Below are 13,416 nucleotides of genomic sequence, written 5' to 3'. Positions count from 1 at the left end.
GGATGGCGTCGTTACGATGCCATCCGGGAAAGCCTTACGCTATTAGCCAGCGTACTGACCATGTTGTAAATCCTGTACTATTTTGTTCATTTTCGCTTCATTCAACAGATAAAACTTAATAGAAATTGCAGTCAGGAAGTAGAAGAATGCCGGCAGGAGGGTAAACAGTAACACTACGCCCTGTACTGAATTAGCGGATTGAGTTGTGCTACTGGTTGCATAGCCATAATAAGCCAGTACCCAACCAATCACCGCCCCACCTACTGCAACGCCCAGTTTGATGACAAAAATATTCGCAGCAACGTTCATCCCCGTAATACGACGACGCGTTTTCCATTCACCATAGTTATTCGCATCGGTAATCATCGACCACTGGAGTGCGCCATTTCCGCCCTGAATAATCTGAATTGCCAGATGAGCCAGTAATGGAATAACCCAGTATTCCACCGGTAGGAAATAACAGAGCACGCCCAACGCCGCATTAATAATATTAACCCAGAATGAAAGTTTAATTTTACAAAAGCGAGTACCAAATGGTTTCGCCAGTACAGAACCTAACATAGAAGCAAACATTCCGCCGAGCATAAACCAGGTAAGAATATCTGAACCTTTATTTAAAACGGTATTAACATAATAAACAACAGCACCGCCACGGATAACCACCGCCACCAGCATCATAAAATTATAAACAGAGAGGATGCGCCACTGATCATTCTTAAAAAGAATCTTCAAATCGCGCGCAATATTCAGATTTTCTTCCTGAATAGGTTGTACCCGCTCTTTGGTGGTCAGGAAACAGATTAAAAACATAATGCAGCCAATAACGCCAAACACCGCCATCGCAATCTGGATACCAGTAGCCCGATCGCCTGGCGAGAGGAAGTCAGCGACCGGCAGGATAAATGCTGTACCTAACGCACCGCCAATAGGTGTGATGGCAAAACGCCAGGATTGCAATGACAGGTTTTCACGTGGATCGGATGTCAACGCCGCGCCCAATGAGCAGTAAGGAATATTAATGGCCGTATACATTAATGTCATAAATATATATGCAGCAACCGCGTAGACAACCTTACCGCTATCAGAGAAATCAGGAATGGAGTAAACCAGCACGCAACTGACCGCAAATGGTACACAGATGGCCAACAGCCACGGACGGAAACGCCCCCAACGAGATGAGGTTGCATCGGCGATTGCCCCCATAATCGGATCGGTAATTGCATCCAGTAGACGCACCAGTAAAAACATGGTTCCCATTACGGCTGGCGGCAGACCATAAATATCGGTATAGAAATAAGCGAGGATGGCAACAGAAGAATCAAAGACGATATGGCTGGCGGCATCGCCCAGGCTATAGCCTATTTTTTCTTTTATTGGCAATTTTTCCACATTAGACATGTTTTATCCTTATCTATAAATTTACTTCACGGAATACCTTTCACTGGCACAATTCTTCACGGAAGTTTTTGGTCGGTCTATTATGTTTTTTCATTAAATTCTTATGATTTTTTCTTCTGTGATCACACAACAAAAGTCACTGCCCATTTAATAAACAACATATATTTTATGAATATATTGCAACACTATTTAGGCCGTTAATTACACCGTCCATAATGCCTGACACTTCGCAGAATGAGATTTCAATCATGCAGTTGCCGCGATCCTGAACTAAGGTTTTCTGATACTTGATTACCGTTTTGTTCGGTATCGCCAAAGGAGAATGATTGATGAAACCACGTGTCCCTCGTCACCTGCAAAGAATGGCGTTAATTCCCACCACCGTTTTATTGTGTTTTGCCACGCTATCGGCACAGGCGGAAGAAATCGCCGTCACACCACCATCACCTGATATTTTGTTGGGACCGTTGTTTGACGATGTTCAAAACGCCAAACTTTTTCCTGATCAAAAAACTTTTGCCGACGCCGTGCCCAACAGCGACCCGCTAATGATCCTCGCTGACTATCGGATGCAACAGAACCAGAGCGGGTTTGATTTGCGTCACTTCGTGAAAGTTAATTTCACCCTGCCAAAAGAAGGCGAGAAGCATGTCCCGCCGAAGGGACAGTCGCTGCGTGAACATATTGATGGACTTTGGCCGGTATTAACCCGCACAACGGAAAGCACCGAAAAATGGGACTCTCTGTTGCCATTGCCGAAACCCTATGTCGTGCCGGGAGGTCGTTTTCGGGAAGTGTATTACTGGGACAGTTACTTCACCATGCTGGGGCTTGGCGAAAGCGGTCACTGGGATAAAGTGGCGGATATGGTGGCGAATTTTGGTTATGAAATAGATACTTATGGACACATTCCCAACGGGAACCGCAGCTACTATTTAAGCCGTTCGCAGCCGCCTTTCTTTGCGTTGATGGTGGAGTTACTGGCGCAACATGAAGGCGACGCCGCGTTGAAACAGTATCTGCCACAACTACAAAAAGAATATGCTTACTGGATGGACGGCGTTGAAAATCTGCAAGCCGGGCAACAGGAAAAGCGCGTTGTAAAGCTCAAGGATGGCACGATTCTTAACCGCTACTGGGACGACCGCGATACACCGCGTCCGGAGTCATGGGTAGAGGATATTGCCACCGCGAAAAGCAATCCAAATCGCCCTGCCACTGAAATTTACCGTGACCTGCGTTCCGCCGCCGCATCTGGCTGGGATTTCAGCTCGCGCTGGATGGACAATCCTCAGCAGTTAAATACATTACGCACCACCAGCATCGTACCGGTCGATCTCAATAGCCTGATGTATAAAATGGAAAAAATCCTTGCCAGCGCCAGTAAAGCCGCCGGGGATAACGCGATGGCCAGTCAATACGAAACGCTGGCAAATTCCCGTCAGAAAGGGATCGAAAAATACTTGTGGAACGATCAACACGGCTGGTATGCCGATTACGATCTGAAGAGTAATAAAGTACGTAATCAGTTAACTGCCGCTGCCCTGTTCCCGTTGTACGTTAATGCAGCAGCGAAAGATCGCGCCAGTAAAATGGCAACGGCGACCAGAACGCATCTGCTGCAACCTGGCGGACTGAACACCACCTCGGTGAAAAGTGGGCAGCAATGGGACGCGCCAAATGGCTGGGCGCCGTTACAATGGGTCGCTACTGAAGGATTGCAAAACTACGGGCAGGAAGATGTAGCGATGGACATTAGCTGGCACTTTCTGACCAATGTTCAGCACACCTATGACCGGGAGAAAAAGCTGGTGGAGAAATATGATGTCAGCACCACCGGAACAGGTGGCGGTGGTGGCGAATATCCGTTGCAGGATGGTTTTGGTTGGACCAACGGCGTAACGCTGAAAATGTTGGATTTGATCTGCCCGAAAGAAAAACCGTGTGACAACGTTCCGGCAACGCGCCCGACCAGTGCTTCCGCAACGCAGCCAACAAAAGTCACAGAACCCACACCTTAATCTTTTCTTCTCCCGTCAGCGTCATTCTGCTTATCTGGATGACGTTGCCGTTTTATCTGGTTTTCAAACACCGTGAGGTTTACACATAATTTGAAAGCGGATAGCGATGCCTGCACCGCTATCCGCCAGAAATATTACGTTATTCTCTTCGCAGGAGGCGGAATACCCCCAGCACCAGGATAGCGCCGACCACCGCCACCAGGAAGCTATGTAAATTAAAACCACTGATGGAGCCGCCAATGCCAAACATGGTCGCCAGCCAGCCGCCGACAACCGCACCGACTATCCCGAGAATGCAGGTCAGGAAAAATCCACCACCATCACGCCCTGGCATGATCAGCTTGGCGATAATGCCGGCTATCAGGCCAAAAATAATCCAGGCAATAATTCCCATGTTCAGGCCCTCGTTTCGATGAATCGGACGCAAGAAATGCTTACGTCAACGCTCTAAGTATAGGCAAGCACAGGATCAATGGAGGGAGGCTGTCGGTTGAATTAGTCGTAAGTTGTAAAAAAAATTCACGCATTTGTATTAAGTTTTGTTAGTCCCTACCGATAAACCAAAGACAGTTTGTCGGTCAGGAGTTTTTCCGCGTGAGTCATTACCATGAGCAGTTCCTGAAACAAAATCCGTTAGCAGTCCTGGGCGTTTTACGCGATTTACATAAAGCCGCAGTGCCACTGCGTATCAGTTGGTCAGATGGTCAGCTGATCAGCAATATACTGGCGATAAGCCCTGATAAACTGGTGCTGGATTTTGGTAGTCAGCAAGAAGACAACAATGCCGTGCTTAAAGCGCGTCAAATCACTATTACCGCCGAAACGCAAGGCGCCAAAATCGAATTTACCCTTGCGCAATTACAGCAAAGTGAATATTTGCAGCTTCCGGCGTTTATCGCCACTCCCCCTCCCGCATTATGGTTTGTGCAACGACGCAGATATTTCCGCATCTCCGCCCCACTTCATCCGCCTTATTATTGTCAGACCAAACTGACGGATAACAGTACGTTACGTTTTCGCCTGAGTGATTTATCGCTAGGTGGCATGGGTGCATTACTGGAAACGGAAAAACCTGGCGGGTTGCACGAAGGTATGCGCTTCGCACAGATTGAAGTCAACATGGGACAATGGGGCGTTTTTCACTTTGACGCCCAGTTACTGACCATCAGCGAGCGCAAAGTGATTGATAGCAGAAATGAAACGATCTCCACTCCCCGCCTGAGCTTTCGTTTTCTTAACGTCAGCCCGACGGTGGAGCGGCAATTACAGCGGATTATATTCTCACTCGAACGGGAAGCCCGGGAGAAAGCGGACAAAGTGCGCGACTGAGTTACATCGCGTCCAGCGCCTGCTCAAGTTTGTAGATATAGCGTGGTGCCTGCGGTGCAGGATGATTTCTTGCTACGTGATCGAGGAACTCATCAGCATCCAGATCATTGATTTTGCTGATCGCTTTTTTCCGATCTGATGAGAAAGTCCGTAGCAGCGCACCAGCCCCGTTAGCGTATGACACCACCAGCGCATATTGCAGGACCTTCGGATCTTCAATGCCTGCCAGCGGGCCGGTTTCCAGAATATTCAGGTAAGCCGCCCCCATTGAGATATTGCGCTCCGGGTTTTTCAGTTCGCTGGTCGTCGGCTCACCTTTCCAGCCCATGCGTCGATAAACATCACGTCCGGAGGTTGAGGCTTTTAACTGCATCAAACCAATAGCATTCGACTTACTTACCGCGTTCGGGTTACCGCCTGATTCAATAGCGATAATCGCCGTGATCAATTGCGGATCGACACCCCAGGCCGCTCCGGCTTTCTGGCTTATTGGCATCCACTGCATCGCACGTTGTACCGGGACTTTCGCATTCCACGGCGGGTTCGTATAGTCATGCTTTGAAGAACAACCCGCTAATAACACAATCAAAAAGGCAAACCATCTCAATTTCACTTCATCTATCCTTATCGCCTGGAATCGCCGTTGAGGTGACAACGGCACACCTAAGCGGCATGATATACATTTCGTTTCTGTTGTCAGCAAGGAATTGCCATGTATCAGTTTCACTTAATTGCCCCGTCGGGTTACTGCATTAATCAGCACGCCGCACAGCGCGGCATTCAGCGCCTTACCGATGCGGGGCATCAGGTCAATAACGTCGAGGTTATCGCCCGTCGTTGTGAGCGTTTTGCTGGTACGGAAACGGAGCGCCTGGAAGATCTCAATACCCTTGCCAGACTGACTTCGCCCAACACCATCGTGCTGGCAGTACGCGGCGGTTACGGTGCCAGTCGCTTACTGGCGGATATTGACTGGCAGGCTCTGGTGGCTCGCCAACAAAATGATCCGTTGCTTATCTGCGGGCATAGCGATTTTACGGCCATTCAGTGCGGTCTTCTGGCACAAGGCAATGTCATCACCTTTAGCGGCCCGATGCTGGTGGCAAATTTTGGCGCGGATGAGCTGAATGCCTTTACCGAGCATCACTTCTGGCTGGCGTTACGCAATGAAACGTTCAGCATTGAATGGCAAGGGGAAGGCCCGGCGTGTCAGACAGAAGGAACACTGTGGGGAGGCAACCTCGCGATGCTGATTTCGCTTATCGGTACGCCGTGGATGCCACAAATTGAGAACGGTATTCTGGTACTGGAAGACATCAACGAACATCCGTTCCGTGTCGAACGCATGTTATTACAGCTTTATCATGCTGGAATTTTACAGCGCCAGAAGGCGATTATTCTCGGCAGCTTTAGTGGTAGCACGCCCAATGATTATGACGCGGGTTACAACCTGGCGTCGGTGTACACGTTCTTGCGTTCCCGCCTGTCGATTCCGCTGATTACCGGCCTCGACTTTGGTCATGAACAACGCACAGTTACCCTCCCGTTGGGCGCACATGCTATCCTCAAAAACGCCAAAAACGGTACACAATTGACGATTAGCGGTCATCCTGTTCTTAAAGCGTAAAAAAATCACGCTTCCGGGCTAAGTAAAACGCTGTTTCTGCCGTGAATATGGTAGGTTTATAGTACGAGACAGCGTAATCAGGAGTAACCGACCGTTGGATGCCGCAACAATTATTAGCCTTTTCATCTTAGGCTCCATCCTTGTCACCAGTAGTATTTTACTTAGTTCATTTTCTTCCCGCCTTGGCATTCCGATTCTGGTTATTTTCCTGGCGATCGGTATGCTGGCTGGGGTCGATGGTGTCGGCGGCATTCCGTTTGATAATTATCCTTTTGCCTACATGGTAAGTAACCTGGCACTGGCGATTATTTTGCTCGATGGCGGAATGCGCACCCAGGCCAGTTCATTTCGCGTGGCGTTAGGACCTGCTCTTTCACTGGCGACGCTGGGCGTGATTATCACCTCCGGTTTAACCGGCATGATGGCGGCATGGCTGTTTAATCTTGATTTGATTGAAGGTTTATTAATCGGCGCAATTGTCGGCTCTACCGACGCCGCAGCGGTCTTTTCTCTGCTTGGCGGCAAAGGGCTTAACGAACGTGTTGGCTCAACGCTGGAGATAGAGTCCGGCAGCAATGATCCGATGGCGGTCTTTCTGACAATTACCTTGATTGCGATGATCCAGCAGCATGAAAGCACTATTAGCTGGATGTTCGTTGTCGATATTCTGCAGCAATTTGGCCTGGGGATCGTAATCGGTCTTGGCGGTGGTTATTTACTGCTGCAGATGATTAACCGCATCGCCCTGCCTGCGGGCTTGTATCCATTGCTGGCATTAAGCGGCGGTATTTTGATTTTTGCTTTAACCACGGCGCTGGAAGGCAGCGGCATTCTGGCTGTTTATCTGTGCGGTTTCCTGCTGGGTAATCGTCCGATTCGCAACCGCTACGGCATTCTGCAAAATTTCGACGGCCTCGCCTGGCTGGCACAAATCGCCATGTTCCTGGTGCTGGGACTGTTGGTTAACCCAAGCGACCTGCTGCCTATTGCCATTCCGGCGCTCATTTTGTCCGCATGGATGATATTCTTCGCCCGTCCTCTTTCGGTATTTGCCGGATTGCTACCGTTCCGTGGCTTCAATCTGCGCGAGCGCGTGTTTATTAGTTGGGTTGGATTACGCGGCGCAGTGCCGATCATCCTGGCGGTGTTCCCGATGATGGCGGGGCTGGATAATGCGCGTCTGTTCTTTAATGTCGCCTTCTTCGTAGTTCTGGTTTCACTGCTATTGCAGGGAACATCGCTGTCGTGGGCAGCGAAAAAAGCTAAAGTGGTGGTTCCGCCAGTGGGACGTCCGGTGTCACGCGTTGGACTGGATATTCATCCGGAAAATCCGTGGGAACAATTTGTTTACCAATTGAGTGCCGATAAATGGTGCGTGGGCGCGGCGCTGCGCGACCTGCATATGCCAAAAGAGACGCGCATTGCGGCACTGTTTCGTGATAACCAGTTGCTTCACCCCACCGGCAGCACCCGACTGCGTGAAGGCGACGTATTATGCGTGATTGGTCGGGAACGCGATCTTCCGGCACTCGGAAAACTGTTTAGCCAGTCGCCGCCTGTCGCGCTGGATCAACGCTTCTTTGGTGACTTCATTCTCGAAGCCAGCGCGAAATATGCCGATGTGGCGCTGATTTATGGTCTGGAAGATGGTCGGGAGTATCGCGATAAACAGCAAACGCTGGGTGAAATTGTTCAGCAGTTGTTAGGCGCGGCACCGGTGGTCGGTGACCAGGTAGAGTTTGCCGGGATGATCTGGACGGTGGCTGAGAAAGAAGATAATGCAGTGTTGAAGATCGGCGTTCGGGTGGCAGAGGACGAAGCCGAATCTAAAATTTGATGGAGTTTGTATCGCCGGATACGACGTGTGCGTCTTATCCGGCTTGCTACAAGTTACACCGTCACAACGGGTACGCGTAACGCCAGTGCGCACATCAATTCATAGCCCACCGTTCCAGCAGCGGCGGCGACATCATCAATTTTGATCTCCTTGCCCCACAGCTCAACCGGCGTACCAATCCCCGCCTGTGGGCAAGGCGTCAAATCGACCGCCAGCATATCCATCGAGACTGTCCCCACCGTCATGGTGCGCACCCCGTCCACTAAAACAGGTGTTCCGGTTGGTGCATGACGCGGATAGCCGTCGGCGTATCCGGCGGCGACAATGCCGATTCGCTGCTCATCACGCGCAGTATAGCGACCGCCATAGCCCACACGCTCGCCCGCTTTTAGCGTCTGAACACCAATAATCTCACTGCTTAACGTCATGACCGGGCGTAATCCGGTATTGGCGATATCGCGCCACTGACCGGACGGCGAAGCACCATATAAAATAATGCCAGGTCGAACCCAGTCAAAATGCGCTTCCGGATGCCACAGGGTTGCCGCCGAATTAGACAACGAGCGCCGACACTCCAGACCTTCCGCTGCCTGCTCAATACGCGCCATCGCGCCAGAAATCCCATCAGGATGCTCCGCATCGGCAAAATGCGACATCAAAGTCATTTCGCCAACATTCGCCATCGCCCGCAGCTGCTGCCAGACAGTAAGCACGCGATCGGGCTGGAACCCCAACCGATTCATTCCACTGTTCACCTTAAGGTAAACATCCAGCGGCGCTTTTAGCCGCGCATTTTGCAGTGCTTTGAGCTGCCAGTTACTGTGCACGCAGGTGGTCAGACGGTACTGGTCATAAATTTCCAGATCCTGAGCATGAAAAAAACCCTCCAGCATCAGGATTGGCCCTTTCCAGCCGCGCTCGCGCAGGATAATGGCCTCTTCAAGATTAAGTAACGCAAAACCATCGGTCGCCCCGAGCGCGCTCCAGATACGCTCGATACCGTGCCCGTAAGCGTTCGCTTTTACCACCGACCAGACGCGTGCATGCGGCGCGGCCTGGCGGACAATGGTCAGATTTTGTTTTAATGCCTGCAGATCGAGGCTGGCCTGTATCGGACGAGTCATCTCGATTCCTTAACTGTGCGCGCCATGTAAATGGCCTGGACGTGATGGCGTAAATCCACGACTGTAGCGCGCTACACTTAGATCCTCATACGGGATCGCTGGCGTGCGGCCAGAAAGCAGATCGCTTAACAACTGACCAGAACCGCAAGCCATCGTCCAGCCAAGCGTACCGTGACCGGTATTCAGCCACAAATTTTTGAAGCGTGTACGCCCCACAACCGGCGTGCCATCTGGCGTCATCGGACGTAGCCCCGTCCAGAACGTGGCCTGCTCAACATGGCCGCCGCGCGGATAAAGGTCGCGAACCACCATCTCCAGCGTTTCACGACGCGGTTGCAACAGCTCGGTGTTAAAGCCAACAATTTCCGCCATTCCGCCAACGCGGATACGGTTATCGAAACGGGTAATGGCGATTTTGTAGGTTTCATCAAGAATGGTGGACACCGGCGCACCGTCTTCCTGCGCAATCGGAATGGTCAAAGAATAACCTTTCAACGGATAAACCGGGATATCGACAATGCCCTTGAGCATCGCCGTCGAGTAAGAGCCAAATGCCATAACATACGCATCGGCCTTAATTACTTCACCACCACACTTCACACCATAAATCTGCTCGCCGTCACAAAGCAGCTGATCGACTGGTGTATTAAAGCGGAATTTTACCCCCGCCTGTTCCGCCATGCTCGCCAGATTCTGGGTAAAGAGCTGACAGTCACCGGTTTCGTCATTGGGTAGTTGCAGGCCACCAGTCAGTTTGTGCGCAACTTCCGCCAGCGCAGGTTCAACTTCCGCCAGGCGACTGGATTCCAGTAACTTATATGGCACGCCTGCATCTTCCAGTACGGCGATATCGCGAGTGGCGTTTTCATACTGTTGTTCAGTGCGGAACAGTTGCAGCGTCCCGCCCTGCCGTCCTTCATACTGAATATTGGTTTCGGCGCGCAATGTTTTCAGGCAATCACGGCTGTATTCCGCCAGGCGCACCATCCGACCTTTGTTTTCCATATAGTGGCTGGTGTCACAGTTACGTAACATTTGCCACATCCATTTCAACTGGAATTGCGTACCATCGAGACGAACCGCCAGCGGCGCATGTCGCTGGAACATCCATTTAATCGCTTTTAAAGGCACGCCTGGCGCCGCCCACGGCGCGGCATATCCAGGAGAAATTTGCCCGGCATTTGCTGCGCTGGTTTCAAGTGCTGCCCCAGGTTCCCGATCAATGACGGTGACCTCGTGTCCTGCCTGATTTAAATACCAGGCGCTGGCAACGCCTACCACACCACTTCCCAGTATGACAACTCGCATAGCCACTCCGATAACGGTAGATACAGTAAAAGAACAATAATCTAATTACATCTTGATAACCCAGATGAAAATATTATTCAACATATGGCTTTTTTATGGTGAGCTGGCTCACATCTCCCTGACTTTGCGGGAATATGGCATCTTTGGTATCTCCTGCTGGTCGCGCTTTATATCCAGCAGAAAATTCCGTTCAAAAGCTAATTATTGGCACTCCGATAATAAGAAATCGCAAAGAAAAAAATTCTCCAGCGACGCGGTTTTTAACTGGTGTTCTATGCTTGAAATGAGGTGTTCCACACAGAGAGCGCCGACAACAATGAGGTGCGCGTATGGCGACGATCGATTCTATGAATAAGGACTCCACACGTTTGAGCGATGGACCTGACTGGACATTCGACCTGCTGGATATTTATTTGGCAGAGATAGACCGGGTAGCAAAACTCTACCGGCTGGATACCTACCCGCACCAGATTGAAGTAATTACATCAGAGCAAATGATGGATGCCTACTCCAGCGTCGGTATGCCAATTAACTATCCGCATTGGTCGTTTGGTAAAAAGTTTATTGAAACCGAGCGTCTGTATAAGCACGGTCAGCAAGGGCTGGCCTATGAAATCGTCATTAACTCTAATCCGTGTATCGCTTATCTGATGGAAGAGAACACCATTACCATGCAGGCACTGGTGATGGCACACGCCTGTTATGGCCACAACTCTTTCTTCAAAAACAATTACTTATTCCGTAGCTGGACCGATGCCAGTTCGATTGTCGATTACCTGATTTTCGCCCGCAAATACATTACCGAGTGCGAAGAACGCTATGGCGTTGATGAGGTAGAAAAGCTGTTGGATTCGTGCCATGCGCTGATGAACTACGGTGTGGATCGTTATAAACGCCCACAAAAAATCTCGCTGCAAGAGGAGAAAGCCCGGCAGAAAAGTCGCGAAGAGTATCTGCAGAGCCAGGTCAATATGCTCTGGAGAACGCTGCCTAAGCGCGAGGAAGAGAAAACCGTTGCCGAAGCGCGCCGCTATCCGTCCGAGCCACAAGAAAATCTGCTCTATTTTATGGAGAAAAATGCACCGCTGCTGGAATCATGGCAGCGTGAAATCCTGCGCATTGTACGTAAAGTGAGCCAGTATTTTTATCCGCAAAAACAGACTCAGGTGATGAACGAAGGCTGGGCGACCTTCTGGCACTACACCATCCTTAACCATCTGTATGATGAAGGGAAAGTGACCGAACGTTTTATGCTGGAGTTCTTGCATAGCCACACCAATGTGGTCTTCCAGCCGCCCTATAACAGCCCGTGGTACAGCGGAATTAACCCGTATGCCCTCGGATTTGCTATGTTTCAGGATATTAAACGGATTTGTCAGTCGCCAACGGAAGAAGACAAATACTGGTTCCCGGATATCGCCGGTTCCGACTGGCTGGAAACGCTGCATTTCGCGATGCGTGATTTCAAAGATGAGAGCTTTATCAGCCAGTTCCTGTCACCGAAGGTAATGCGTGATTTTCGCTTCTTCACCGTGCTGGATGACGATCGGCATAATTATCTGGAGATTTCCGCCATTCATAATGAGGAAGGTTATCGGGAGATCCGTAACCGTTTATCGTCGCAATATAACTTAAGTAATCTGGAGCCGAATATTCAGATCTGGAACGTGGATTTGCGCGGCGACCGTTCGCTGACGCTGCGTTACATTCCACATAACCGCGCACCGCTGGATCGGGGGCGTAAAGAAGTGCTGAAGCATGTACATCGCCTGTGGGGATTTGATGTGATGCTGGAACAGCAAAACGAAGACGGCAGCGTCGAGTTGCTGGAACGCTGCCCGCCAAGAATGGGGAATCTATAAAAAAACCCCTCCTCATTTGAGGAGGGGTCATTTTTGCCGGATGCGGCGTACACGCTTTATCCGCCTGCAAAGCATCACAAATTCAATAGGCCAGATAAGCATAGCGCATCAGGCAACTATGCGTTGGTCATCAGTATGGATGGCTTAACGCCCCTGAATGGCTAAATCACCCGGCAGGTTTTTCTGCATCCGGTGCCAAATCTCGCCACTCTCATGCCCATAACGGCGTACTATTTCGTAAACCTGATCGTGAGCACCTTCACTGCACAACGCAGACAGCTTGTGGTAGAAGCCCAGCGCCAGACTACGCGCTTCCGGATTGGCGAAATAGTGACGACCAATGCGCGTATACAACCCTTTCATTCCGTTAAGGATCAGACCATAAATCGGGTTACCAGAGGCAAACGCCAGACCGCGAAAAATGTTGTAATCCAGATCAGCAAAGGCGTCTGCGTGATCGGCCACTTCATTAGCCGTTGCCAGCACTTCCTGCGCTTTATCAGGATGCTGACGAAACGCGGTGCGAATAAAAATGGTCGAAATATTGGTGCGCACTGACAGCAAATTATCTATGAGTTGCGGTACACTTTCGTGATCCAGTCGCGCCAGCGTCTCAAGGATATTCAACCCGGAGGTTTCCCAGAAATTATTCACCTTCGTCGGTTTGCCGTGTTGAATGGTCAGCCAGCCGTCTCGCGCCAGGCGCTGTAACACTTCGCGTAACGTCGTTCTCGTTACACCAATTAATTCTGAAAGTTCACGTTCTGCGGGCAAAATAGTCCCGGGTGGGAAGCGGTTATTCCAGATACTTTCAATAATGTACTCTTCCGCGAAACCCGCCGGGCTTTGCGCCTTAATGACCATAGTGAGATTTCCATAACACAGCAAAACAAAGTTGGACTCATCATAC

The 13,416-nt window shown here is 50.4% G+C and carries 11 protein-coding genes; 5 read left to right on the top strand and 6 right to left on the bottom strand.

Features of this window, described 5'->3' with window-relative positions:
* Positions 1 to 42: 42 nt before the first annotated feature.
* Positions 43 to 1,398 carry a glycoside-pentoside-hexuronide (GPH):cation symporter gene (locus tag A7098_RS22840; RefSeq protein WP_105281476.1) on the bottom strand — a complete coding sequence of 452 codons (1,356 nt, stop codon included), beginning with the start codon at positions 1,396 to 1,398 and terminating at the stop codon, positions 43 to 45.
* 329 nt (positions 1,399 to 1,727) lie between these two features.
* Here A7098_RS22840 and A7098_RS22835 point away from each other — a divergent pair, with 329 nt between their 5' ends.
* Positions 1,728 to 3,419 carry an alpha,alpha-trehalase gene (locus A7098_RS22835; RefSeq protein ID WP_105281475.1) on the top strand — a complete coding sequence of 564 codons (1,692 nt, stop codon included), beginning with the start codon at positions 1,728 to 1,730 and terminating at the stop codon, positions 3,417 to 3,419.
* 139 nt (positions 3,420 to 3,558) lie between these two features.
* Here A7098_RS22835 and A7098_RS22830 read toward each other — a convergent pair whose 3' ends face one another.
* Complete coding sequence (locus A7098_RS22830) at positions 3,559 to 3,813, bottom strand: GlsB/YeaQ/YmgE family stress response membrane protein (RefSeq protein ID WP_000511315.1); 255 nt, start codon at positions 3,811 to 3,813, stop codon at positions 3,559 to 3,561.
* A 200-nt stretch (positions 3,814 to 4,013) separates the two neighbouring features.
* On the opposite strand from A7098_RS22830, the gene A7098_RS22825 reads away from it, so the two are divergent.
* Positions 4,014 to 4,748: a flagellar brake protein gene (locus A7098_RS22825; RefSeq protein WP_000020173.1), complete on the top strand. Its 735-nt coding sequence runs from the start codon at positions 4,014 to 4,016 to the stop codon at positions 4,746 to 4,748.
* A 1-nt stretch (position 4,749) separates the two neighbouring features.
* Here the strand turns inward: A7098_RS22825 and emtA are convergent, their stop codons facing one another.
* The gene (gene emtA / locus A7098_RS22820; RefSeq protein WP_000776968.1) at positions 4,750 to 5,361 is read right to left on the bottom strand and encodes a membrane-bound lytic murein transglycosylase EmtA; all 612 of its coding nucleotides are present in this window, start codon (positions 5,359 to 5,361) and stop codon (positions 4,750 to 4,752) included.
* 99 nt (positions 5,362 to 5,460) lie between these two features.
* On the opposite strand from emtA, the gene ldcA reads away from it, so the two are divergent.
* Positions 5,461 to 6,375, top strand: coding sequence for a muramoyltetrapeptide carboxypeptidase (gene ldcA / locus A7098_RS22815; protein ID WP_105281474.1), 915 nt, complete (start codon positions 5,461 to 5,463; stop codon positions 6,373 to 6,375).
* Between the two features lie 94 nt (positions 6,376 to 6,469).
* On the top strand, positions 6,470 to 8,212 hold the full coding sequence (locus tag A7098_RS22810; protein ID WP_105281473.1) for a potassium/proton antiporter: 1,743 nt from the start codon (positions 6,470 to 6,472) through the stop codon (positions 8,210 to 8,212).
* A gap of 53 nt (positions 8,213 to 8,265) precedes the next feature.
* On the opposite strand, the gene dadX is transcribed toward A7098_RS22810, so the two are convergent.
* Together dadX and dadA are read right to left on the bottom strand one after the other, a co-directional pair.
* Positions 8,266 to 9,336 carry a catabolic alanine racemase DadX gene (dadX, locus tag A7098_RS22805; protein WP_000197887.1) on the bottom strand — a complete coding sequence of 357 codons (1,071 nt, stop codon included), beginning with the start codon at positions 9,334 to 9,336 and terminating at the stop codon, positions 8,266 to 8,268.
* Between the two features lie 9 nt (positions 9,337 to 9,345).
* Positions 9,346 to 10,644, bottom strand: a complete 1,299-nt coding sequence (gene dadA / locus A7098_RS22800; RefSeq protein WP_001266918.1) for a D-amino acid dehydrogenase — start codon at positions 10,642 to 10,644, stop codon at positions 9,346 to 9,348.
* Between the two features lie 329 nt (positions 10,645 to 10,973).
* Here dadA and A7098_RS22795 point away from each other — a divergent pair, with 329 nt between their 5' ends.
* Entirely contained in the window at positions 10,974 to 12,506 is a 1,533-nt protein-coding gene (locus A7098_RS22795; RefSeq protein ID WP_000190825.1) for a SpoVR family protein, read from the top strand.
* A gap of 144 nt (positions 12,507 to 12,650) precedes the next feature.
* Here the strand turns inward: A7098_RS22795 and fadR are convergent, their stop codons facing one another.
* Complete coding sequence (fadR, locus tag A7098_RS22790) at positions 12,651 to 13,370, bottom strand: fatty acid metabolism transcriptional regulator FadR (RefSeq protein ID WP_105281472.1); 720 nt, start codon at positions 13,368 to 13,370, stop codon at positions 12,651 to 12,653.
* Between the last annotated feature and the right edge of the window lie 46 nt (positions 13,371 to 13,416).

Source organism: Escherichia sp. MOD1-EC7011 (assembly GCF_002965005.1).
In the GTDB taxonomy this organism is placed as follows: domain Bacteria; phylum Pseudomonadota; class Gammaproteobacteria; order Enterobacterales; family Enterobacteriaceae; genus Escherichia; species Escherichia ruysiae.
Note: the sequence above shows the minus strand (reverse complement) of the source record. Positions and strands in the feature narration are given on the sequence as shown.